The organism is Streptomyces sp. NPDC102451 (assembly GCF_044765485.1).
Taxonomy (GTDB): Bacteria; Actinomycetota; Actinomycetes; order Streptomycetales; family Streptomycetaceae; genus Streptomyces.
The window spans coordinates 162050-184380 of record NZ_JBIWKD010000004.1; the positions used below are offsets into that span (position 1 = coordinate 162050).

16 protein-coding genes and 1 pseudogene are annotated in these 22331 nt (G+C 72.6%); 1 reads left to right on the forward strand and 16 read right to left on the reverse strand.

The window, feature by feature from the left end:
* Nucleotides 1–79 precede the first annotated feature (79 nt).
* From ACIRD8_RS11070 to ACIRD8_RS11105, 8 genes are all read right to left on the reverse strand, one after another.
* Complete coding sequence (locus tag ACIRD8_RS11070) at nt 80–940, reverse strand: inositol monophosphatase family protein (RefSeq protein ID WP_403988974.1); 861 nt, start codon at nt 938–940, stop codon at nt 80–82.
* A 53-nt stretch (nt 941–993) separates the two neighbouring features.
* A complete protein-coding gene (locus tag ACIRD8_RS11075) occupies nt 994–2859 on the reverse strand; it encodes a gamma-glutamyltransferase family protein (protein WP_403988976.1) in 1866 nt (621 codons plus the stop codon).
* Nucleotides 2860–2945: 86 nt separating this feature from the next.
* Complete coding sequence (locus ACIRD8_RS11080; protein ID WP_403989654.1) at nt 2946–3914, reverse strand: ABC transporter ATP-binding protein; 969 nt, start codon at nt 3912–3914, stop codon at nt 2946–2948.
* A 71-nt stretch (nt 3915–3985) separates the two neighbouring features.
* Nucleotides 3986–5071 (reverse strand): ABC transporter ATP-binding protein, encoded by a 1086-nt coding sequence (locus tag ACIRD8_RS11085; RefSeq protein WP_403988978.1) that lies wholly within the window; start codon nt 5069–5071, stop codon nt 3986–3988.
* A complete protein-coding gene (locus ACIRD8_RS11090; protein ID WP_403988980.1) occupies nt 5068–5958 on the reverse strand; it encodes an ABC transporter permease in 891 nt (296 codons plus the stop codon). The genes ACIRD8_RS11085 and ACIRD8_RS11090 overlap by 4 nt, the downstream gene beginning before the upstream one ends.
* On the reverse strand, nt 5955–6908 hold the full coding sequence (locus tag ACIRD8_RS11095) for an ABC transporter permease (protein WP_403988982.1): 954 nt from the start codon (nt 6906–6908) through the stop codon (nt 5955–5957). The genes ACIRD8_RS11090 and ACIRD8_RS11095 overlap by 4 nt, the downstream gene beginning before the upstream one ends.
* Complete coding sequence (locus tag ACIRD8_RS11100) at nt 6905–8410, reverse strand: ABC transporter substrate-binding protein (RefSeq protein ID WP_403988984.1); 1506 nt, start codon at nt 8408–8410, stop codon at nt 6905–6907. The genes ACIRD8_RS11095 and ACIRD8_RS11100 overlap by 4 nt, the downstream gene beginning before the upstream one ends.
* 477 nt (nt 8411–8887) lie before the next feature.
* Nucleotides 8888–9727 (reverse strand): maleylpyruvate isomerase family mycothiol-dependent enzyme, encoded by an 840-nt coding sequence (locus ACIRD8_RS11105; RefSeq protein WP_403988986.1) that lies wholly within the window; start codon nt 9725–9727, stop codon nt 8888–8890.
* 223 nt (nt 9728–9950) lie between these two features.
* On the opposite strand from ACIRD8_RS11105, the gene ACIRD8_RS11110 reads away from it, so the two are divergent.
* Nucleotides 9951–11015: a biotin/lipoate A/B protein ligase family protein gene (locus ACIRD8_RS11110; protein WP_403988988.1), complete on the forward strand. Its 1065-nt coding sequence runs from the start codon at nt 9951–9953 to the stop codon at nt 11013–11015.
* A 39-nt stretch (nt 11016–11054) separates the two neighbouring features.
* Here the strand turns inward: ACIRD8_RS11110 and ACIRD8_RS11115 are convergent, their stop codons facing one another.
* The 8 genes and pseudogenes from ACIRD8_RS11115 to ACIRD8_RS11150 all read right to left on the reverse strand — a co-directional run bounded on the left by ACIRD8_RS11115 (nt 11055) and on the right by ACIRD8_RS11150 (nt 22330).
* On the reverse strand, nt 11055–12440 hold the full coding sequence (locus ACIRD8_RS11115) for a diaminopimelate decarboxylase (RefSeq protein ID WP_403989656.1): 1386 nt from the start codon (nt 12438–12440) through the stop codon (nt 11055–11057).
* Nucleotides 12441–12612: 172 nt separating this feature from the next.
* Entirely contained in the window at nt 12613–14250 is a 1638-nt protein-coding gene (locus tag ACIRD8_RS11120; RefSeq protein WP_403988990.1) for a PucR family transcriptional regulator, read from the reverse strand.
* A gap of 102 nt (nt 14251–14352) precedes the next feature.
* On the reverse strand, nt 14353–16572 hold the full coding sequence (locus ACIRD8_RS11125) for an NADP-dependent isocitrate dehydrogenase (protein WP_403988992.1): 2220 nt from the start codon (nt 16570–16572) through the stop codon (nt 14353–14355).
* Nucleotides 16573–16725: 153 nt separating this feature from the next.
* Nucleotides 16726–18198 carry an amidase gene (locus ACIRD8_RS11130; RefSeq protein ID WP_403988994.1) on the reverse strand — a complete coding sequence of 491 codons (1473 nt, stop codon included), beginning with the start codon at nt 18196–18198 and terminating at the stop codon, nt 16726–16728.
* 235 nt (nt 18199–18433) lie between these two features.
* Nucleotides 18434–18793: a hypothetical protein gene (locus ACIRD8_RS11135; RefSeq protein ID WP_403988996.1), complete on the reverse strand. Its 360-nt coding sequence runs from the start codon at nt 18791–18793 to the stop codon at nt 18434–18436.
* A gap of 293 nt (nt 18794–19086) precedes the next feature.
* Nucleotides 19087–19335: pseudogene (locus tag ACIRD8_RS11140) on the reverse strand (winged helix-turn-helix transcriptional regulator); the annotation flags it as partial.
* Between the two features lie 67 nt (nt 19336–19402).
* Entirely contained in the window at nt 19403–20092 is a 690-nt protein-coding gene (locus ACIRD8_RS11145; protein WP_403988998.1) for a class I SAM-dependent DNA methyltransferase, read from the reverse strand.
* A 51-nt stretch (nt 20093–20143) separates the two neighbouring features.
* Complete coding sequence (locus tag ACIRD8_RS11150; protein WP_403989000.1) at nt 20144–22330, reverse strand: 2Fe-2S iron-sulfur cluster-binding protein; 2187 nt, start codon at nt 22328–22330, stop codon at nt 20144–20146.
* Nucleotide 22331 lies beyond the last annotated feature (1 nt).

Sequence of the window (22331 nt, forward strand, 5' to 3'; positions counted from 1 at the left end):
GCAGCGGCCTAAATTTATGGCCCGTACCAAATGTGTTGGGCCCGGTACGGGTCCCCGTACCGCCCACAACTGTTCGTGATCAGTACACCTGGCCCTCGCCGCCGGCCCGCAGCGCCTGAAGGATCCGCTCGGCCGTGGCCTCGTCGCGCGCCGCGGTGAACGGCAAATCGTTTCCGCCGGTGATGCGGTACGGGACTCCGGAGAGCGTCGACTGGGCGCCGCCCGCCTCGGTGACCAGCAGGAGGCCCGCCGCGTGGTCCCACGCGAACTCCCAGTTGAAAGCAACGCCGTCCTGGGCGCCGCAGGCGACGGCCAGGTATTCCAGGCCCGCCGATCCGCACGCGCGGGCGTCGATGCCGTCGGTCCGCAGCCCGAGCAGGGCGCGCTTCTGGGCGTCGGAGGTGTAGTCGGGGTGCGACATGGCCACCTTGAGCACGGCGCCGGGCGCGGGCGAACCACTGTGCACCGCCGTGCCGTTGAGCGTGGCGCCCCGGCCCCGTACGGCGACGGCCAGCTCGTCGAGGACGGGGGCGTACGTCCACGAGGCGTACACCTCGCCGTGCAGCGCGAGGGCCACCAGCGTGCAGAAGCCGGGTTCGCCGTGGACGAACTGGCGGGTGCCGTCCACGGGGTCGACGATCCACACGGGTGCGTCGCCGCCGAGGGCGTCGTAGACGGCGGGGTCGGCGTGGACGGCCTCCTCGCCGACGACCACCGAACCGGGCAGCAGCCGGGTCAGGGCGTCGGTGAGGTACTCCTCGGCCAGCCGGTCGGCGGCGGTGACCAGGTCGTGCGGGCCGCTCTTCTCGACGATCTCGTGGGCGGCCAGCTGCCGGTAGCGCGGCAGGATCTCGGCTGCGGCCGCGGCGCGCACCACGGCTTCCACCTCGGCCAGCTGTCCGGCTTCCCCGGCGGTCCCGTACACGAAGTCATCGATCATGACTCCAGCTAAGCACGGTCCGCCGGGGGCCTTCCGGGCAGGAGGGCGGGAGGTCAGCGGCCGACCGCGTAGCCCTGCATCCCGCGCGGATTGGCGGCGGCGGACAGGATGCCGGTCTCCGGGTCCCTGGCGACGGCGCACATCCGGCCCTCGGACCACGGGTCGCCGACGGTCACGTCGTGGCCCCGGCGCCGCAGCTCCTCGACGACCTCCGGGTCCATGCCCTCCTCGACGGTGACGCTGCCCGGGCGCATCCCACGCGGGAAGAAGGAGCCGGGGAAGCTGTCGTTGTGCCAGTTCGGGGCGTCGATGGCGCCCTGGAGGTCGAGGCCGCCACGGACCCGGTCACGCAGCGCCACGGCGAGGAAGAAGTGCAGCTGCCACTGGTCCTGCTGGTCGCCGCCGGGGGTGCCGAACGCCATGACGGGTACACCGTCGCGCAGGGCGAGGGACGGCGTCAGGGTGGTGCGCGGGCGGCGGCCGGGGGTCAGGGTGTTCGGCAGGCCCTCGTCGAGCCAGGCCATCTGCAGCCGGGTGCCGAGCGGGAAGCCCAGCTCGGGCACGACCGGGTTGGACTGGAGCCAGCCGCCGCTGGGCGTGGCGGCGACCATGTTGCCCCAGCGGTCGACGATGTCGAGGTGGCAGGTGTCGCCGCGGGTCGCGCCGTCCTTGGCGACGGTCGGCTCGCCCGCACGGTCCGCGGTGGCCGTCGGCTCGCCCGCGCCCTCCTTCGCGACGGTCGGCTCGCCTGCGCCGGCCACCGCGATGCCCATGGCGTCGAAGCCGGACTCGCCGGCGGCGACGGCGTGGGCGTGCGCGCTGAGGACGGGGGTGCGGCCCTCGGGGCTGCCGGGGCGCAGCTCCAGGGACGCGGTGTCCTCGATCAGGGCGCGGCGCTCGTCGTTGTACGCCTCGGAGAGCAGCGTGCCGAGGGGTACGTCGGTGGCGTCGCCGTACCAGGCCTCGCGGTCGGCCATCGCGAGCTTGCAGCCCTCGACGAGCAGGTGGACGTAGTCGGCGGAGCCGTAGGCGGGGAGCTCGGGCGGGAGGAGCGCGAGCTGCTGGAGGAAGGCGGGGCCCTGGCTCCAGCCGCCCGCCTTGGCCAGCGTCCAGCCGTTCCAGTCGTACGTGGCGGGCGCCTCGTACGTGGCGGACCAGCCCGCCAGGTCGGCGGCGGTGAGGGTGCCGGTGTGGCGGGTCCCGCTGGTGTCCATGGTGGGGACGGCGGCCTGGCGGACCAGCGCCTCGGCGATGAAGCCGGTGCTCCAGACGGCGCGGGCGGCCTCTATCTGGGCGACGCGGTCCTCGCCGCCCTTCTCCTCGGCCTCGGCGACGAGGCGGCGCCAGGTGGCGGCGAGGGCCGGGTTGCGGAACAGCTTGCCGGGCTCGGGGGCCTTCCCGCCGGGGAGGTAGACCTCGGCGGAGGTCGGCCACTCGGTCTCGAAGAGCTCGCGGACGGTCTCCACGGTCTGGCCGACGCGCTCGACGGGGGCGTGGCCGTCCTCGGCGTAACCGATCGCGTAGCGCAGGACCTCGGCGAGGGTCTTCGTGCCGTGGTCGCGCAGCAGCAGCATCCAGGCGTCGAAGGCGCCGGGTACGGCGGCGGCGAGCGGGCCGGTGCCGGGGACCAGGTCGAGGCCGAGCGAGCGGTAGTGCGCGGCGGAGGCGCCCGCCGGGGCGGGGCCCTGGCCGCACAGTACCCGCACCTCGCCGTCCTTGGGCGCGAGGATCATCGGGACCTCGCCGGCCGGGCCGTTGAGGTGCGGCTCGACGACGTGCAGGACGAAGCCGGCGGCGACGGCCGCGTCGTAGGCGTTGCCGCCGTCCTCCAGGACGGCCATCGCGGACTGCGAGGCGAGCCAGTGGGTGGAGGACACCATGCCGAAGGTGCCCTGGAGGGTGGGGCGGGTGGTGAACACGGGTGTGGCTCCTTGCTGCGGCGTGCGGAAGTTCTGTGGTGCCTTGCGGATCGTACGTACGGGACGCGGGCCCCGGACAGGGCAGGTCAGACGGCGGCGGCGTCCGGGGCGGTGCCGTCGTCGGTCACGAGGTGGCAGGAGACCTGCCGGCCGCCGGGGATCTCGCGCAGGGCGGGGATCTCGGTGCGGCACCGGTCGACGGCGAGCGGGCAGCGGGTGTGGAAGCGGCAGCCGGGCGGAGGATCGAGGGGGCTGGGCAGCTCGCCGTGCAGCACGATGCGCTCGCGGGAGCGCTGGGCGACGGGGTCGGGGACCGGGGCCGCGGAGAGCAGGGCCTGGGTGTAGGGGTGCTTGGGGGCGGCGAACAGTTCGGCGGTCGGGGCCTGTTCGACGATCTGCCCGAGGTACATCACGGCGATCCGGTCGGCGAGGAACTCGACGGCGGCCAGGTCGTGCGTGATGAACAGGCAGCCGAAGCCCCGGTCGCGCTGGAGGTCGGCCATCAGGTTGAGCACGGACGCCTGGACCGAGACGTCGAGCGCCGAGGTGGGTTCGTCGGCGACGACCAGGTCGGGGTCGCAGGACAGGGCGCGGGCGATAGAGATGCGCTGGCGCTGTCCGCCGGACAGCTCATGGGGGTGCCGGTCGGCGTGCTCGGGGCGCAGCCCGACCTGGCCGAGCAGCTGCTCGACCCGTTCCCGTACGGCCGCTCTGTTCTGTCGGCGGTCCCGGCGGTGCAGCCGGATCGGCTCGGCGATGATCTGGCCGACGGTCATGCGCGGGTCCAGCGAGGACGAGGGGTCCTGGAAGACCAGGTGGAAGTCCTTGCGCAGGGGGCGCAGCGCGCGGCGGGAGAGGTGGCTGACGTCGGTGCCGTTGATGTGGACGGTGCCGGCGGTGGGTTCGTCGAGGCGTACGGCGCACCGGCCGACGGTCGACTTGCCGCTGCCCGACTCACCGACGAGGCCGACGACCTCGCCGCGGCCGATGGTGATCGAGACGCCGTCGACGGCCCGGACGGTGCCGCCGCCGGAGGCACCGAAGTGCCGTTCCATGCCGTTGATCTCCAGCACCGGAGGGAGTGCGGTGTCGGCGTCCCGCGGGGCGGGGACGGTCTGTGCGGTGGTCACTTTCCGGCCTCCTGGGCTGCGGCGCTGGTTCCGGGACCGGTCCCGGTGTCGGTGTCGGCATCGGCGTACGGGTGCCAGCAGGCGGCCCGGTGGGAGGCGTCGGCTCCGGCCGCCCGGTCGACGGCGCGGAGGCCGGGGCGGCCGCCCGTGCAGGTGTCGTCGGCGCGGGAGCAGCGGGGCGCGAACGTACAGGCGTCGGGCTGGCTGTCCAGGCTCGGGACCAGGCCGGGGATCTCGGGCAGCCGCCGCTTGCCCTCGCCGCCGGGCCGCAGCACGGCGCCGAGCAGACCCCGGGTGTACGGGTGCCGGCCGGCGGCGAACAGGTCGTGCACCGGGGCTTGTTCGACGGCGCGTCCGGCGTACATCACGAGCACCCGGTCGGCCGCGTCGGCGACGACCCCGAGGTCGTGGGTGACCAGGACGATGGCGGTGCCGAGGCGCTCGCGCAGGGACTGGAGGACTTCGAGGATGCCGGCCTGCACGGTGACGTCCAGGGCGGTCGTCGGCTCGTCGGCGATGAGGACGGCCGGGTCGCAGGCCACCGCGATGGCGATCATGACGCGCTGGCGCATGCCGCCGGAGAGCTGGTGCGGGTACTCGTCGATCCGGCGGGCGGGTGCCGGGATCCCGACGAGTTCGAGGAGTTCCACGGCGCGGGCCTTGGCCTCCTTACGGCTGAGCCCCTGGTGCCTGCGCAGCACCTCGCCGATCTGCCGGCCGATGGTGAGGACCGGGTTCAGCGAGGTCATCGGCTCCTGGAAGATCATCGCGATGTCCTTGCCGCGGACCTTCTGGAGTTCCTTCTCGGACGCGCCGACCAGCTCGCGTCCGCCGAGCCTGATGGAGCCGCCGATCCGGGCGGTCGGCGGGAGCAGGCCCATCGCCGCCATGGAGGTGACGGACTTCCCGCAGCCCGACTCCCCCACCACGGCGAGGACCTCGCCGGGCGCCACGTCGTAGGAGACCCCGTCGACGGCGTGCACGGTGCGGGTGTCGGAGTGGAAGGAGACCGACAGGTCGCGCACGCTCAGCGCGGGTTCGGCCGATGTCTTCCGTACGGGTTCGAGGACGGTCTCGGTCATCGGGTGGCTCCTCGGGGGTCCAGGACGTCACGCAGGCCGTCGCCGAGCAGGTTGAAGGCCAGCGTCGCCGCGACGATCGCGAGGCCGGGGAAGACGGCCAGCCAGGGGGCGGGCGCCAGGAAGGACTGGGCGCCGGAGAGCATCACACCGAGCGAGGGGTTCGGCGGCTGGACGCCGAGGCCGAGGAAGCTCAGCAGCGCCTCGCCGATGATCGCGGCGGGGATGCCCACGGTCGCCTGGACGATGAGGGCGGAGGTGGCGTTGGGGAGGATGTGCCGGAAGAGGACGGTGCCGTCACCGCCCCCGTTGGCCACGGCCGCGGCGACGTAGTCGACGTGCTTGAGCCGCAGGGTCTCGGCGCGGGTGATCCGGATGACCGCGGGGATCTGCGAGATGCCGATGGCGATGGTCGCGTTGGTGAGCGACGGGCCGAGGATCGCGGCGAGTCCGACGGCGAGCACCAGGAAGGGGAACGCCAGCATGGTGTCGGTGAGCCGGGACACCGCGGTGTCCGCGAACCGCCCGTAGTACCCGGCGAGCAGCCCGAGCGGTACGCCGACGAGGAAGGCCAGCACGACGGCGACGAGTCCGACCTGCATGGACGCGCGGGCGCCGTGGACGATGCGGGAGAGCTGGTCGCGCCCGAGGTCGTCCGTGCCGAGCCAGTGCGCGGCGCTGGGCTCGGCCAGCACGTTGCCGAAGTCGGGCTGCGACGGGTCGTACGGGGCTATGAGCGGCGCGAGCAGGGCGGCCAGGACGAAGACGGCGGCGATGATGCCGCCGGTGAGGGCGAGCTTGTTCCTGCGCAGGGCGCGGAGCTTGCCGCCGCCGGCCTTCCGCTTGCTCGCCCGGGGCGGGGTGGGGAGCGCTGTGGTCGCGGTGGTCACCGGGCACCTCCGAGCCGGATGCGCGGGTCGATGACCGAATAGACCACGTCGACCAGCAGGTTGATGAGGATGTACGCGGCGGAGGTGCAGAGCACCACGGCCTGGAGTGTCGCGTAGTCGCGGGTGAAGACGGCGTCGATGGTGAGCTTGCCGAAGCCGGGGAGAACGAAGATCTGCTCGGTGACGACGGCGCCTGAGATCAGGTGCCCCAGCTGGAGGCCGAGCACGGTCACGACGGTGACCAGCGAGTTGCGCAGTGCGTGCCCGCCGACGACGGAGCCCCTGGACAGCCCCTTGGCGCGGGCGGTCCTGACGTAGTCGGCGGAGAGCGAGTCGAGCATCGCGGCCCGGGTCTGCCGCATCACGACGGCGGCGAGGCCGGAGCCGAGCACGATCGCGGGCAGCACCATGCGGCGCAGGTTGTCGACGGGGTCGGTGCCGAAGGGTACGTAACCGGAGGCGGCGAACACCGGGATGGCGATGGCGAATCCGAGGACGAGGACGATGCCGAGCCAGAAGGTCGGGATGGAGAGGCCGATCAGCGCGATGGCGTTGGCGAGCCACTCCTCCGGCTTCCCGCGCCGCACGGCGGCGACGACTCCGGCGCCGATGCCGACGACGATCGCCAGGAGCAGGGAGAGCGCGGCCAGCTCCAGCGTGACGGGCAGGGCCTGGCCGATCGCGTCGGCGACGGGGAGCCCCGTACGGGAGGAGGTGCCGAGGTCGCCGGTCAGGGCATGCCCGATGAACCGCCCGTACTGGATGACGACGTTGTCGTCGAGGCCGTAGCTCTCGCGGATGGCGGCGAGCGCCTCGGGGCTGCGTTCCTCACCGGCCAGCGCGAGCGCCGGGTCGCCGGGCAGTGCCCGGATGCCGGCGAAGACGACGACGCTGACGAGGAAGAGGGTGATGAGGGACTGACGCAGGCGCGTCAGCAGGTACTTCGTCATCGGGTGTACCCCGCATTCTTGACCCGGACCAGTCCGTCGCCGTAGACGTGGATGCCCGCGACGTCCTTGCCGGCGACGACGTAGTTCTTCTGCCGGTAGAGGTAGATCAGGGCGTGGGCGTCCTGGACGCGCCGGGTGAGCTCGTCGTAGACCTCGGTGCGCCGGGCGGGGTCCGCGACGCTGCGGCCCTCGGCGATCAGCTTGTCGATCTCCGGGTCCCCGAGGCCGTAGGCGTTCATCGCGCCCGCGGTCTTCAGGAAGTTGGAGACGTTGCCGTCGGGGTCGAGCCGGCCGGACCAGCCGCTGGTGAAGACGTCGTAGTCGCCGGCGTCGGTCTCGGCGAGCATGGTGGCGTACTCGGTGGGCCGCAGCGACAGTTCGAAGCCCGCCTCCTTGACCATGGCCTGGAGCACCTGTCCGACGCGCCCCTGCTCCGGGGTGGTGGACGTCTTCAGCTCGATCTTCACCGGGGTCTTCACCCCGGCCTCCTTCAGCAGTTCCTTCGCCCGGTCGACGTCACGCTCGGGGCAGTCCTCCGGTGCGACGCCCGGGGCGATGGCCGACTGCGGGGAGATGGGGCCGCAGGCGGGCTCGTACATGCCCTGGAAGACGACCTTGTTGAGCAGGTCGCGGTCGATGGCCAGCTCGAAGGCCTCGCGGACCCGGACGTCCCGGCCGATCGGGGTGTCGATCTTCCCGGGCTTCTGCCCGAGGCCCTTCACGTTGCCGATGTTGAGGCCGATGCCCTGGTAGCCGAGCGAGGGCGAGTTGAACAGCTGGAGGTTCGGCTCGGTCAGTGCGCTCTGTACGTCGACGGGGGCCATCTGGTCGCCGACCTGGAGGTCGCCGGAGCGCAGGTTGGCGAGCCTGACGTTGCCGTCGGGTATCGGCTTGTAGACCACACCGTCCAGGTGGACCTTGTCCGCGTCGTAGTAGTTCGGGTCCTTCTCCAGCACGATCCGGTCACCGCCGGTGCGCTCGACGAAGCGGAAGGGGCCGACGCAGGAGGGGTGGTTGGTGAAGTTCTTCCCGTACTTCTTCAGTGCGGCCGGTGACATCACCATCCCGGACCGGTCGGCGAGCACACCGGTCAGCGGGACGTACGGGTGGTCGAGGGTCAGCCGGACCGTGAGCGGTCCGGTGGCCTTCGCCTCGGTGACCGGGGCCAGCTCGGTGGAGCGGGCGGATCCGGGGAGATCGCGGTGGCGCAGCAGCGAGGTGACGACCGCCGAGGCGTCCAGCCGGGTCCCGTCGCTGAACTTCAGCCCGGGGCGCACCTGGACGGTGACGGTGCGGCCGTCGGCCGAGGTGGTGGGGATCGACGCGGCGAGCTGCGGCACGAAGGTGCCGTCCTCGTCGATGTCGTAGAGCTTCTCGCACATGCCCGCGAAGACCGTGCGGCCTACGAGGGTCTGCGCGAGGGTGGGGTCCAGTTTGTCCGGGTCTGAATTGAGAGCGACGGTGAGTGTCCCGCCGTCGCGTACGGACCGGTCATCGGTCATGCGCACACCACCGACTTCGGTCGCCGAGGACTGCAACGACGCGCAGCCCGAGGTGAGGGACACCAACGCAACCGCCACCAGGGCAACCGCTTTTCGGCGCACGGGGGCCTACCTCCCGCCAGGGGTGATCAAGGAATATCGCAGACCGTATTTCGCATACAGTCCGCAAAGCAAGGCCTCCGCCCACATGGCGGACAGCTTTTACCTGACGATCGGATAACGGAGCAGCGGCGGCCGGGCGCCGGACACCGCGACTTCCGCTCCACGGCGGGACACACGGGCTTCCGCAGGTCGGCCGCCCGGGCCCGCTCCCCGCCTCGCGGTCGTGTACCAAAACGGAGTCGATCGCTCCGCGGAGGCGCAGTCATGGCTGCGGCGATTACCGGGCCTCAGGGAACCCCTCAGGACGCGAAGGACGCGAAGGACGCGAAGGACGCGAAGGACGGGCAAGCCGTCACATCCCGGGCGCTCCCCTCCTCACGGAGCCCTGAAGTACTCCGGGAACCGGGGCCCCATCCACGGCTTGCGGCCCCACGCGAGGACCCGGCCCCTGGCCATGGCGCCCACCGGCGAGCAGCGGCCGAGGGCCATCAGCAGGAAGGTGACCGGCTCGATGGAGATCGTGCAGTCCGGGCGGTCCGGGAGGTCGTGGCCGACGGTCGCCGTGCCGTCGGTGAACGTCACGCCGAACCGGCCGCCGCCCCACAGCCGGACCGCGTAGCGGGCGTTCAGCCCTGCCGTGGCCGCGGCGTCGGTCACCCTCGGCATGGCCTCGACCATGAACGGGAGCGTCAGCGCGACCCGGGCCCGGTCGACCATGTGCGGACGCTTCAGTGCGCGGGCCAGGTCGTAGCCGTGGCCCAGCATGTGCGTCAGGAGGTACGAGCCGAGGACCACCTGGTCCATCGGGCCCATCGGCGTCATCAGCGTCTCGTCCGCGGGGCGCTCGGCCACCGCGTCCAGGTACGCGTCGGCCTGCGTCACGATCATCGCGGCCAGCGGTTCCGTCCGCCGCTCGCCGAACGCGGCGAGTGCCTGCTCGTTGGCCGCGGCGATGCCCTGCGGGGTGCCGTCACCGTGACTGTGGGACCGTCCGGCCGCCACCTCCGCCATCAGCGCATTGGCCTGTGCCAGGTGCGCGGCCACCTCCCCCACCGTCCACACCAGACCCGGCACGGGAGCGCCGGTGTCCGGGGCACCGCGCAGCAGCTCCGCGATCTCCTCGGCCGTCGCGCGTATCGCGTCGGCCAGCCCCTCGGGCAGGCGCTCGGGGCGCGTGCCGCGGGCGTTCTGCCCCTGATCTGCCGCTGAGCCCATTCTGCTGCCGCTCCCCTGAACACCGGGCCCGTCACCCGGGCCCACCGCCCGCGCCCATGGCCTGCGGGTACACAAGAGCAGTCCGTACGGCCTCCCGGCAAGAGGCCGGTGGCCGTTCGTCACGAGCGAGCATTAGAGTCCGATGTGACGTGTGTGCACGTTTATCCGGATGTCGGAGCAACAGGCTCACGATCCACGCCGTGCACGGGAAGGGAACTCAGCCGTGCATGGCGAGTACAAAGTGCCCGGCGGCAAGCTTGTCGTCGTGGATCTGGACGTCGAGGAAGGCGTACTGCGCAACGTGCGCGTCGCCGGGGACTTCTTCCTGGAGCCCGACGAGGCGATCCTCTCGATCAACAGCGCCCTGGAGGGTGCGCCTTCCTCGACTGACACCGAAGGCCTGGCGGCCCGGATCACGGCGGCGCTGCCGGAGTCGGCCGTCATGCTCGGGCTGACCGCGGAGGGCGTCGGCACCGCCGTCCGGCGGGCGCTGGCCCACGCGACCGAGTGGAGCGACTACGACTGGCAGCTGGTGCACACGGGACCGCAGGCCCCGGCCCTGCACATGGCACTGGACGAGGTCCTCACGGCGGAGGTGGCCGCGGGGCGGCGGGCGCCCACGCTGCGGGTCTGGGAATGGGCCTCGCCCGCGGTCGTCATCGGCAGCTTCCAGTCCCTGCGGAACGAGGTGGACCCCGTGGGGGCCGCGAGGCACGGGATGACGGTGGTGCGCCGTATCTCCGGCGGCGGGGCCATGTTCGTGGAGCCCATGAGCACCATCACCTACTCCCTGTCCGTGCCGGAGTCACTGGTGTCGGGCCTCTCCTTCGCCGACAGTTACGCCTACCTCGACGACTGGGTCCTGGGCGCACTCGGCGACATGGGGATCAAGGCCTGGTACCAGCCCCTCAACGACATCGCCACCGACGCCGGGAAGATCGCGGGTGCCGCCCAGAAGCGGGTGGTCGGTGCTGACGGTGGTCCGGGAGCCGTCCTGCACCACGTGACCATGTCGTACGACATCGACGCCGACAAGATGCTGGAGGTCCTGCGCATCGGCAAGGAGAAGATGTCCGACAAGGGCACCAGGAGCGCCAAGAAGCGCGTCGACCCGCTCCGCCGTCAGACCGGCCTCGCCCGGGAGCAGGTGATCGAGAACATGATCGCCTCCTTCCGTAACCGCTACGGGCTGACCACCGGCGACGTCACCGCGGAGGAGCTGGCCCGGGCGGAGGAGTTGGTGCAGACGAAGTTCGCCACCGAGGAGTGGACGGCGCGGGTGCCGTAGGCGCCGGCCGGGGCTTCGGGGCCCGGAGGTGCCGGGTGCTCAGGTCCCGGCCGGGCCGCGGAGGGACACCAGGGCGCCGGAGTGGGCGAGGCCGCTCTCCGCCGCGATCTCGTCGAGTGTCTGGGCGGTGCGGACGGTGGCCAGCCGCACGCCGCCGGATCGGTCGGCGGCGAAGCCGTGGACGGCGGGCCGCGGCAGGCTGTTGTAGGCCCAGGGGGTCGAGAAGTAGTAGGCGCCGGTGTCGTAGAGGACGACGAAGTCGCCTTCCCGCAGCTCCGGAAGTTCCTGGCCGTGGGCGACGACGTCACCGGCGAAGCAGCAAGGTCCCGCGATGTCCTGGCGCAGCGGGGCGCCGGTCCGTGGGCTTCCGTCGGCATCGAAGGCACCGACCCGCAGGGGCCAGGCCTCGGGCATCAGGACGGTGCGCGTGGCCGTCTGGGCTCCCGCGTGGGTGACGGCGATGCGCCGGCCGCCGGCCTCCTTGGTGTACTCCACGCGTGCGCCGATGAATCCGTTCTTGGCGAGCAGGGAGCGACCGAACTCCGTGACGAGCGCGTAGCGGCCGTCGAAGAGCCCGGGGACGGCCGCGCCGAGCGCCCGGGTGTACGCGGCGAAGGTCGGCCGGGTCTCGTCGTCGTCGAAGTTGACGGGCAGTCCGCCGCCGATGTCCAGGCTCGTGATCTGCCGGGTGCCCAGCGCCCGGTTGATCTCCTCGGCCAGCCGGTACGTCTCCGCGACGCCTTCCGCGATGAGTTCCAGGGGACATCCCTGGGAACCGACGTGCGCGTGGAGCCGGGTGAGCCACGGGCGCTCGGCGAAGGCCCGCACCACGCGGTCGCGCGCGCCGGGATCGCGGAGCGCCACGCCGAACTTCGAGGTCGCGGTGGCGGTGCTCATCGCTCCGATGGAGCCGCCGCCGACCTGGGGATTGACGCGCAGTCCGACGACCGACGTGCTGCCCGCGGGCCGGAGTGCGTCGATGCGGCGCAGCTCGTCGAGGTTGTCGGCGTTGACCGCCACACCCAGGGCGAGGGCCTCGCTGATCTCCTGCCGGGTCTTGGCGGGCGAGTCGAGGACGATCCGCGAGGGGGCGACCCCGGCGTCGAGCGCGATGCGCAGCTCCCCGGGGCTCGCCACCTCGCAGCCCATGCCGAGTCCGGCGAGCAGCCGGAGGACCGGCACCAGGGAGGCCGCCTTCACGGCGAAGGTGTGGAGGACGTCGGGTGCGTGGGCGAACGCGGCGTCGAGGCTCTCGACCGAGGCCCGGATCCCGTCCGCGTCGAGGAACCCGGCGACCGGCTGTTCCTCTCCGACGAGCCCGGTGGCGACGGCACGGCGCATCACGGCGGAGACGCGCTGTGCCGGGGGGAGGGCGGCGTTACCGGGGCCGGCGGCGACCGGGCGGACGGCAGGTTCCGGGGAGATGTCGCTGGCAGATGTCACGGGGGGACTTTCCGGTGGGGCTGTGCCACGGGTTCATGAGCGGCGTGGCGGGATGCAGAAAGGTTGGTCTCCGCACCCCCCGGCCGTCTTCGTCGTCGGGGACAAAGCGCGGCCGATGTCTTGGCCGATCGGACGAACACCGGGTGAAATCCCCTCACATCACCTCGGTCAGACGCACCGCCAGGGCGAGGACCAGCCGGGTGTCCGGGTCGTCGAGGTCGATGTCGAAACGTTCGCGGGCCCGGCGCAGGCGGTAGCGGAGGGTGTTCGGGTGCAGGACCAGACGCCGTGCCGCCAGCGGGATGTCCCCGGCGGTCTCCAGGTAGGCCGCGAGGGAACGCACCAGGTCACCGCCCGCCGCGAGGTCCGCACGGATCAGCTCGTGCACGGGGCCGGAGCCCGCCTCCCACACGGGGCGTACCACGTCGAGCATGTGCAGGGCGTCGATGGTCGGCCCCACGTCACCGGGTCCGGCATGCCGGACCGGACGTGGGTCGCGCCTCCTGGCCTCCCGGTCGCGGAGTGCGCGCACGACCAGCAGGGCCTTCCCGTACGAGAGCGATGCGTCCAGCCCCGACGCGACGGTCTGCCCGGCACCGATCCAGACGGGCGCGGCATCGGGGATGCCGGCCGCCAGTCCGTCGAGCTCCCGGGCCAGGACGAGGGCCTCACGCGGGTCGCCGCCGTCGCTCACGGGGAGCAGCACGGCGACCTGGTCCTGTTCACGCAGGACCCTGGCCGTCGAACGGGACGCTGTGGCCTGGACCGCGAGCGCCTCCAGAGTCCGGTCCGGTCCTGTACCGTCCGGGGCGTTCTGCACGGCGACGACGACGGCACAGGAAGCGTCGGGCGGCAGGCCGAGGGACCACAGGTGCGCCCGGCGGTCACCGTTCCCGTGCAGCAGTCCGCGCAGGGCGTGCGCCTCCCGCCGCACGGTGCCGCTCTCACGCAGCCGGTGCCGCAGCAGATGGGGCACCGCGAGCGAGGCGGCGCGGCGCAGTACCTGCGCCGCGTCGGACGAGAGTCGCTGCCCGTCGGCCGCGGCCCATAGGGAACCCAGCATCTCGCCACCGCTGTGCACCGCGACGATGAGGCGTTCCGGACTGTCACCGTCGGCGGGCCGGTGGATGACGTCCTGCGAGGTCCACAGCGCGCGCAGCAGCCCACTGCGGCGCAGCTCGGCGACACGCCGGTCGGGGACCCGGCCGCCCAGGATCGTCGACCGGCGCACCCCGTCCGCGTCGGGGCCCGTCGCGGAGTGGGCGAGCACACGGAACTGGGTGTCCTCGACGGTGATGGAGCCCCGGCAGTACCGCGCGGTCGTCGTGGCGAGGGCCGCGAGCCCCCCGCCGGCGGCGGAGTCCGCCATGAGGTCGCCGCGGCCGACGGACGCGAAGGCGGTCGCGGACCGCAGCAGGGCGATGGTGTCGCCCCAGTCCGCCCATTCCGCGCGGGCGAGCAGCGCGATCCCGCACTCCTCGGCCGCGGCGAGGGCCTCCGCCGGTACGGCCACCCCCTCGGACTCCCGCAGCACCACCGCCGCCGCGCCCCGCCGGGCGGCCTCCCGCACGGCTGCCGGGGCGTCCGGCAGGTCGGGGGCGAGTCCGGCGGCCAGCACGATCCGCCCGTCGTGCGGGCGGGCGGACCCTTCGTCGCCGATGATCACGCCCTCGACCTCGACGTCCTGTCCGGCGGGGGCGAGCAGCAGGCGGAGGACGCCGTCCTCGTCGTAGGCCAGGATCTGGCGGAGCGTGACGTGGTCCGGGCCGTCCCCGGTGGTGCCTGGCGTCATGCGCCGAGGATACGAGCAGCGGCCGGAGGGGCCGCACGCACGACCGCCCCGGCGGGCGGAGTGCCTGCCGGGGCGGTCGTGCGTGCGGTGTGCGGCCGGGGGTCAGCCCAGGGTCGCGATGGCCTTGTTGAAGGTGGCCGACGGACGCATCACGGCCTCCGCCTTCGCGGGGTCGGGCTGGTAGTAGCCGCCGATGTCGGCCGGCTTGCCCTGGACGGCGGCGAGCTCGCCGATGATGGTCTGCTCCTGCTCGGACAGCGTCTTGGCGAGCGGTCCGAACGCCTCGGCGAGCGCGGCGTCGTCGGTCTGCTGCGCCAGCTCCTGGGCCCAGTAGAGCGCCAGGTAGAAGTGGCTGCCGCGGTTGTCGATGCCGCCGAGCTTGCGGCTCGGGGACTTGTCCTCGTTGAGGAAGGTGCCCGTGGCCCGGTCCAGGGTGTCCGCGAGCACCTTGGCGCGCGCGTTGTCCGTGGTGGTGGCCAGGTGCTCGAAGCTGACGGCGAGGGCGAGGAACTCACCCAGGCTGTCCCAGCGCAGGTAGTCCTCCTTGACCAGCTGCTGGACGTGCTTGGGCGCGGAGCCGCCGGCGCCCGTCTCGAACAGTCCGCCGCCGTTCATGAGCGGGACGACGGAGAGCATCTTCGCGCTGGTGCCCAGCTCGAGGATGGGGAACAGGTCGGTGAGGTAGTCACGCAGCACGTTGCCGGTGACCGAGATGGTGTCCTCGCCGCGGCGGATGCGCTCCAGGGAGAAGGCGGTGGCCTCCTCCGGCGTCCGGATGGAGATGTCCAGGCCGTCGGTGTCGTGCTCGGCCAGGTAGGTGTTGACCTTGGCGATGAGGTTGGCGTCGTGCGCACGGCCCTCGTCGAGCCAGAACACTGCCGGGTTGCCGGTGGCGCGGGCGCGGGTGACGGCGAGCTTGACCCAGTCCTGGATCGGCAGGTCCTTGGTCTGGCACATCCGGAAGATGTCACCGGCGCCGACGGCCTGCTCCAGCACGACGTCGCCCTTGGCGTCGACGACCCGCACGGTGCCCGTGGTGGGGACCTCGAAGGTCTTGTCGTGGCTGCCGTACTCCTCGGCCTTCTGCGCCATCAGACCGACGTTGGGTACGGAGCCCATGGTCGACGGGTCGAAGGCGCCGTTGGCGCGGCAGTCGTCGATGACGACCTGGTAGACACCGGCGTAGCTGCTGTCCGGGAGGACGGCGATGGTGTCGGCCTCGTTGCCGTCCGGGCCCCACATGTGGCCGGACGTGCGGATCATGGCCGGCATGGACGCGTCGACGATGACGTCGCTCGGCACGTGCAGGTTGGTGATGCCCTTGTCGGAGTCGACCATCGCCAGGGCCGGGCCCTCGGCGAGCTCGGCCTCGAAGGACGCCTTGATCTCGGCGCCGGCGTCCACGGAGTCGAGGCCCTTGAGGATGCCGCCGAGGCCGTCGTTCGGGGTCAGGCCGGCCGCCGCGAGCGCGTCGCCGTACTTGGCGAAGGTGTTCGGGAAGAAGGCGCGGACCACGTGGCCGAAGATGATCGGGTCGGAGACCTTCATCATCGTGGCCTTCAGGTGCACGGAGAACAGCACGTCCTCGGCCTTGGCGCGCGCGACCTGGGCGGTGAAGAACTCACGCAGCGCGGCGACGCGCATGACGGCGGCGTCCACGACCTCGCCGGCGAGAACCGGGACGGACTCGCGCAGCACCGTGGTGGTGCCGTCGTCGCCCGCGAGCTCGATGCGCAGCGAGCCGGCCTCGGAGATCACGACGGACTTCTCCGTCGAGCGGAAGTCGTCGACGCCCATGGTGGCGACGTTCGTCTTCGAGTCGGCCGTCCAGGCGCCCATGCGGTGCGGGTGGGCCTTGGCGTAGTTCTTGACCGACGCGGGGGCGCGGCGGTCGGAGTTGCCCTCGCGCAGGACGGGGTTCACCGCGCTGCCCTTGACCTTGTCGTAGCGCGCGCGGACGTCCTTGTCCTCGTCGGTCTGCGGGTCGTCCGGGTAGTCCGGAAGCGCGTAGCCCTGCTCCTGGAGCTCTGCGATCGCGGCCTTCAGCTGCGGGATCGAGGCCGAGATGTTGGGCAGCTTGATGATGTTCGCGCCGGGAGTCCTGGCCAGCTCACCGAGCTCGGCGAGCGCGTCATCGATACGCTGGTCGGCCTTGAGACGCTCCGGGAAGCCGGCGATGATCCGCCCCGCCAGGGAGATGTCGCGGCGCTCCACCGTGACACCCGCGGTCGAGGCGTACGCCTCGATGACGGGCAGGAACGAGTACGTCGCCAGGGCAGGGGCCTCGTCGGTGTGCGTATAGATGATGGTCGAGTCAGTCACCGGGTGCTCCGCTCCACGTCTGCAACATTGCTTGACATCAAGATATCTCGTGACCGGCCCCCTCTCCACAGTGGCCCGCGCCCGTCCGGTCGGAATCGGTCACGCCTGCCCTGCGGGGCCCCGCGCACCGGGATGCCTGCGCGCCTCGCCGGGCTACGGCGTCCCCGGGGCCGGCGGCCGGTGCTCGTACCAGCGGAGGTCCGCCTCCAGTTGAGCGGCGAGCGAGATGAGCCGTGCCTCGCTGCGGGAAGGGCCGAGGAGCTGGGCGCCGAGGGGCAGGCCGTCGCGGGTGAAACCTGCCGGGACATTGACGCCGGGCCAGCCGAGGACGTTCCAGGGCCAGGCGTAGGGGCAGGCCGAGGTCATCGCGAGGTCGGTGCGCCAGGCGCTGAGGTGGTCGAAGGCCCCGACCCGTGGCGGCGGGGCGGCCGTGGTGGGGGTGAGCAGTACGTCGTATCCGTGTCCCTCGCGGGCGGTGTCGAAGAAGGCACCGATCCTGGCGTGCTGGCGCACCTCCCGCGCGCGGGCGGCCCGCACGATCCGGCCGCCGAGCCGGGTCCCGGTGCGCAGGGCGCTGCGGGTGCGGGGGTCCAGGAGCGCGGGTTCGGGGTGCAGTGCGGCGAGCTCGGCGATGCCGGCGGTGGCCCGGGGCACGAAGGAGAGGCCGATCAGTCCGTAGCGCGGGCGGGCCTCCTCGACGTGGTGGCCGAGCCTGGCGAGGGCCTCGGCGAGCGCGGTGACGGCGCGCAGGACCTCCGGGTGGGGCGCGTTGTGGGTGAGGGTGAGAGGGGGCCGCAGGGAGACGCCGATGCGCAGCCTTCCCGGATCACGGCGGGCCGCGGCGGACGCGTCGACGGCGGGCGGGCGGTGCGGGTCCCCGGGGTGCGGTCCGGCGGCGGCGTCCAGGAGGAGGGCGGCGTCGGCGACGGTACGGGCGAGCGGGCCGTTGACCGTGAGGCCCTGGAAGGCGTCGCTGTGGGGGTGGACGGAGATCCGGCCGCGCTGCGGTTTGATGCCGACCAGGTGGGTCCAGGCGGCGGGGATACGGATGGAGCCCGCGCCGTCCGAACCCAGTGCGGCGGGCACGAGCCCGGCGGCGACGGCCGCCGCGGAGCCACCGGACGAACCACCGGGCGTGTGCTCGGTGTTCCACGGGTTACGGGTGGCGCCGAAGGCGGGGCCTTCCGTGAAGGCCCACTGCCCCAGCTCGCAGGAGTTGGTCTTGCCGACGACGACGGCCCCGGCGGCCCGGAGCCTGCGCACGGCCTCGCTGTCCGCGGTGGCGGGCGGAAGTGTGCCGTCGCAGCCGAAGTAGGTGGGCATGCCGGCGACGTCGGTGTCGTCCTTGACGGCGACCGGCACCCCGAGCAGTGGAAGCCGCTCCCCCGCCGCGAGCCGCCGGTCGGCGTCGGCGGCCTCGGCGAGCGCGGCTTCCGTGCGCAGCTGGCGGAAGGCGTTGAGGGTGTCCCGGCTCGCCTCGATGCGCGCGAGCGCCGCGGCGACCAGGCCGGACGAGGTCGTCCGGCCCTCGGCCAGCTCCCGGGCGCACTCCGTGAGTCCGGGCTGTACGGGCGGCTCCACCGGCCTGGCCGGCCCGGTCCGCTCCGTGGGGTCTGCTGAAGACATCGCCACCGCCTCCTCGCGTCCGCCGGGACACCGGCCCCGGGGTCCGCCCGGAGTCCGCCCGCGCGGTCTACTGGAGAGTAACGAGGGCGGAAGGCCCGCTCAAGCACGCCGCACGCGGATCGGAACCCGTCTCCCCCCGGGATGGCCCTGCGGGGTGCCCCGGGGGCGCCCACCGGGGCCTGCGGGAGACGGGCGTCCAGCGGCCCGGCGCCACGGCCGCACGTGGATCTCGCCGTTACGGCCGCACGTGGATTTCGCCGATCCCGGTGCCGAGGCCGGCACAGTGGGCGGTCGACTGCCCGGACTGACCCGGCCCGAGCGTCACGTGCTCACCGTCCACGTCGGGGGACCAGCCGCAGACCAGGTGCACCCAGAAGATCTGCGTGGCCAAGCCGTTGTTCCTGCAGAGCGCGTACCCCGTGTAGTCGTCGATCGCGTGCTTGCCGGTGTCGCACGACAGCCCGGGCGGGATGGCGGCGGGTGCGGCCACGGCCACGGCGGCGGTGGCCGGCACGGCGAGTGCGACGGCCAGACCCGTGGCGGCCACGCCCCGGGCCAGCGTGCGGACGGCGTTCCCCTTGTACAGCTGCTTCATGTCTCCCCTTGATTCCGGTCGATTCCGGTGATCTTCAGGGCACCTCTCCCTCACGTTCCGTAGCCGAAAACAGCGCCGAACCTCACCGTCCGTGCACCCGGTCGCCCGCGCTCGGACCCGTGCGCGGGCGTGCGCTCGCGAGGTGGGGTGAATCCTTCGCCCGTAGGACCTGACCAGGGATGTTTCCGAGTGGGCGGGCGTGACAGGACGGCGCATCGCCAAATGTCCGAGCGCCCTCGCAACAGGTCGCCCCCCGTCGCCTGCGGCGCGAGCGGGACTTCTCCCGAGAGGCGCCGTGCACCTGCCCCCAGCCGGACGGTGACGCCCTGGGGAGTCAGCGGGGTGTGCTCCGCCGAGCACTGGACGGCGACGTGGACCGGGGCGCCGCAGTCGGTGTGGGTCACGTCCAGGACGGGGCCCGGGCTCCCGGGGTCGGCGGCGTACGTCTCGCCCCACTGGCTGAGCGCCACCAGGACGGGCCACAGGTCCCAGCCCTTGCGCGTCAGGTGGTACTCGTCACGGGAGCGCCGGCCCGGCTCCCGGCCGGCCGTCGGACGGGTCCAAGGCTGCAGACTGCGGGTTCCCGCTCCCCCGCGCCACCGAGCTGTGTCACCCGAGGCTGTCTGCTGCCCCCGGTCCCGGGCTCGCCGGCTTTCGGGCCAGGAAGTACGCCTGCGGGCCCTGCCGGGGTTTCTCCTCCTCGGACGGCTCGCAGATCAGCCGGGCGTCCACCACCAGCCCGGCCCGGCTCAGCAGCTCGGCGATGCGGTCGGGAGAGACCCAGTAGACGTCGAGGGACAGCTCGTGCCCGTATGCGTGCTCCAGATGCCTGAGCCTGTCACCGGCCTTGAAGGCGATCAGCAGATGGCCGCCCGGAGCCAGCACTCGGTGGACCTCCGCGAACACGGTCGGCAGCAGCTCCGGAGGCGTGTGCACGATCGAGTACCAGGCGAGAGCACCGCCGAGACTGCCGTCCGCCAGGTCCAGGCCGGTCATCGACCCTTCCTCGAACCGCAGGTCCGGATGTCTGCGACGGGCCACCGCAACCGTCTCCGGGGACAGGTCGATGCCGAACGCGCTCACCCCGAGGGACTGGAGATGCGCCGTCACATGACCGGGCCCGCAGCCGAGGTCGGCGACGGGCCCGCCGTCGAGGGCCCGCGTGAGTGCGGCGAACGTGCCTATCATCGCGCGGCCGTGCAGGTCGTCCTCGAACGCGGGGGGCACAAGCCTGGCGTAGTCGGCGGCCACGGTGTCGTACGCCACCCGGGTGGCCTGCAGGTAGGTCGGTTCGGTCATGGTCGAGGACTCTAGCCAGGGCCTCTCGTTCGGAACATGCCGGGCTGACGGTCACGGGACCGCGATGTCGACCGTGACCCCGGACAGTGGGCAGCCCACGCAGGTCAGCACGTACCCCTCCGACTTCTGTTGTGGTGTCAGGCAGTTCGGCTCGTTCTGCGCGACTTCTCCGCTGCGCAGCCGCACCATGCAGTCTCCGCAGTTACCGACCGTGCAGGAGTGCGGCATCGCCAGCCCCGCGGCGAGTCCCGCCTCCAGCAGCGTCTGGCCGGGCTCGACCACCACCGTGCCCAGGGGGCGCCCGTCCTCCTCGACGGTCATCTCCTGCGGCACGGTCGTCGCGCCTCCGGTGTCCGCGCCGCTGGTGTAGCGCTCGTGGTGCACTTGCTCGTCCGGGACCCCGAGGCCGGACAGGACGCCCTGGACTCCGTCCATCAGCGGTGCGGGGCCGCAGACGTAGTACTGCGCGTCCTGTGCCGGGGACCGACGGGTGAGCCAGCTCTTCACGCCGTCGGCGTCGAGCCGCCCGTCCCGGCGGGTCAGGACGTGGGTGACCGACAGACGGTCGGGGAAGTCATCCGCCAGCCGGGTCAGTTCGCCGGCGAAGATGATCTCCTCGGTGCTGCGGCTGCTGTAGAGCAGCGCGATCCGGTCGCGTCCTGTCCGGACGGCGATCCGTGAGCGGATCATGCTCATCATGGGTGTCACGCCGCTGCCGGCCGCGATGAGCACGGTTTCGTCCGGGGGCCGGAGTCCGGCGTGGAAGGATCCCGACGGGCCGCGCACCGCGAGGCGGTCGTCCACACGGAGGCCTCGGTGCACGTGGGTGGAGAACCGGCCGCCCTCGACGTGCTTGACGGTGATCTCCAGCCGGGACGACCCGGGCGCCGATGAGGCGGAGTAGGCCCGGCGCACCGAGCGGCCGTCGATGTCGGCGACGAGTGTGAAGAACTGACCTGGCCGGAAGTCGAACGGCCGCGGGTTCCGGCCGATGTCTTCCAGCGCGAGTGTGAGCGCGCTCGGGGTCTCCCTGCGGATCTCGGCGACGCGTACCTCTCGCAGGGAGTGCTCGCCCTCGCCCACGTCGGTGGCTGTCCGGCTCGGGAGACCGCGGCGTCCGCCGGCCGTGCCGGGCTGGATGTCGTCGTACCCCTCCTTCCTCAGCCCGGAGCGGTAGGCGCGGTCCGCCACCCGCCGCAGCAGCCGGTTCACCCCCGGAATCGCCCCGACGGCCTTCAACAGGAACGCCGGCGGGCCGCCCCGGGACGTGGACGCATTGGCGGTGAGGTGCTCTCCTCCCAGTGCCATCAGGTCCGGCATCGTCCCGGGGTCCGGGTGCGCGCCGGGGGTCCACAGCCGTGCGCGCACCAGCGCGTCGTTGCCGGTCACCTCGGCGTGCTCGACGTCGATGAGCAGCGCCAGGTGCGGGGGCCTCCCGCGCAGCGCCAGTGTTTCCAGCAGGGCGGCATCGTCGGTGATCGCGCCGCGGCCCCGGACGTGCAGCACACCGCTGCGCCCCGGTACGAGCGCGGCGAAGGAGAGACGGTCGTCCTGCAGGAGGTTGTGCAGGGTGTCAGCGCGTTTGTTGCCCTTGCGGTCCGGGATGACGAGCGTGCGGCCGTCCAGGATCCGCGCCGCCGCCCGCTGGTCTCCGCGCGGACTGGTGTCGCTGCCGCCGGAGGCGTCCCAGGACGACAGGGCCAGGAACGGTGCCGCGGCCAGGAAATCGGCAACGCCCGGCGCGCACAGGGGGCCGTCGTCCGCGCGGCGCGGCGCCGGTGCGGGCGGGGCCGGCGGTGGCCGCCACAGACCGGAGCGCAGGACGGCCTGCGCGCAGTGCACATATGCCTCCGTGATGTCGACGAGCGTCTGCGCGCCCTTGCGCCCGGCCGCCGTGCCGTTGACGCGCAGGACCTCCCCGACGCCAGGCAGCAGGAAGAAGAGCGAGACCGGACCGTGCGGGTCGCCCGTCCCGGGCAGCGGGAACGAGATCCGTGTGGGCGAGAGGGCCCGTGCGAATCCGGGTGCGCCGCCGATGAAGGTCGTCCTGCTGGTGCCGTCACCGTCCCGGTAGCCGAAGGCCGCGACCGGACACCGGGCGAGGACGGCCAGGCAGCCCTCGTCGAGCGCGCCGATCTGCTTGATCATGATGATCGGCGCGGGGCGGCCGATGATCGTCTCGACGTCGGTCACCGTCTCCAGTCGGCGCGGGCCGACGGGCTTGCGTACGTACTGCACG

What these genes read in the sequence shown, in the direction of transcription:
- ACIRD8_RS11070 (WP_403988974.1), bottom strand. Translation starts at nt 940, where the DNA reads ATGATCGATGACTTCGTGTACGGGACCGCCGGGGAAGCCGGACAGCTG.
- ACIRD8_RS11080 (WP_403989654.1), bottom strand. Translation starts at nt 3,914, where the DNA reads ATGGAACGGCACTTCGGTGCCTCCGGCGGCGGCACCGTCCGGGCCGTC.
- ACIRD8_RS11085 (WP_403988978.1), bottom strand. Translation starts at nt 5,071, where the DNA reads ATGACCGAGACCGTCCTCGAACCCGTACGGAAGACATCGGCCGAACCC.
- ACIRD8_RS11095 (WP_403988982.1), bottom strand. Translation starts at nt 6,908, where the DNA reads ATGACGAAGTACCTGCTGACGCGCCTGCGTCAGTCCCTCATCACCCTC.
- ACIRD8_RS11100 (WP_403988984.1), bottom strand. Translation starts at nt 8,410, where the DNA reads ATGACCGATGACCGGTCCGTACGCGACGGCGGGACACTCACCGTCGCT.
- ACIRD8_RS11105 (WP_403988986.1), bottom strand. Translation starts at nt 9,727, where the DNA reads ATGGGCTCAGCGGCAGATCAGGGGCAGAACGCCCGCGGCACGCGCCCC.
- ACIRD8_RS11120 (WP_403988990.1), bottom strand. Translation starts at nt 14,250, where the DNA reads ATGACGCCAGGCACCACCGGGGACGGCCCGGACCACGTCACGCTCCGC.
- ACIRD8_RS11130 (WP_403988994.1), bottom strand. Translation starts at nt 18,198, where the DNA reads ATGTCTTCAGCAGACCCCACGGAGCGGACCGGGCCGGCCAGGCCGGTG.
- ACIRD8_RS11135 (WP_403988996.1), bottom strand. Translation starts at nt 18,793, where the DNA reads ATGAAGCAGCTGTACAAGGGGAACGCCGTCCGCACGCTGGCCCGGGGC.
- ACIRD8_RS11145 (WP_403988998.1), bottom strand. Translation starts at nt 20,092, where the DNA reads ATGACCGAACCGACCTACCTGCAGGCCACCCGGGTGGCGTACGACACC.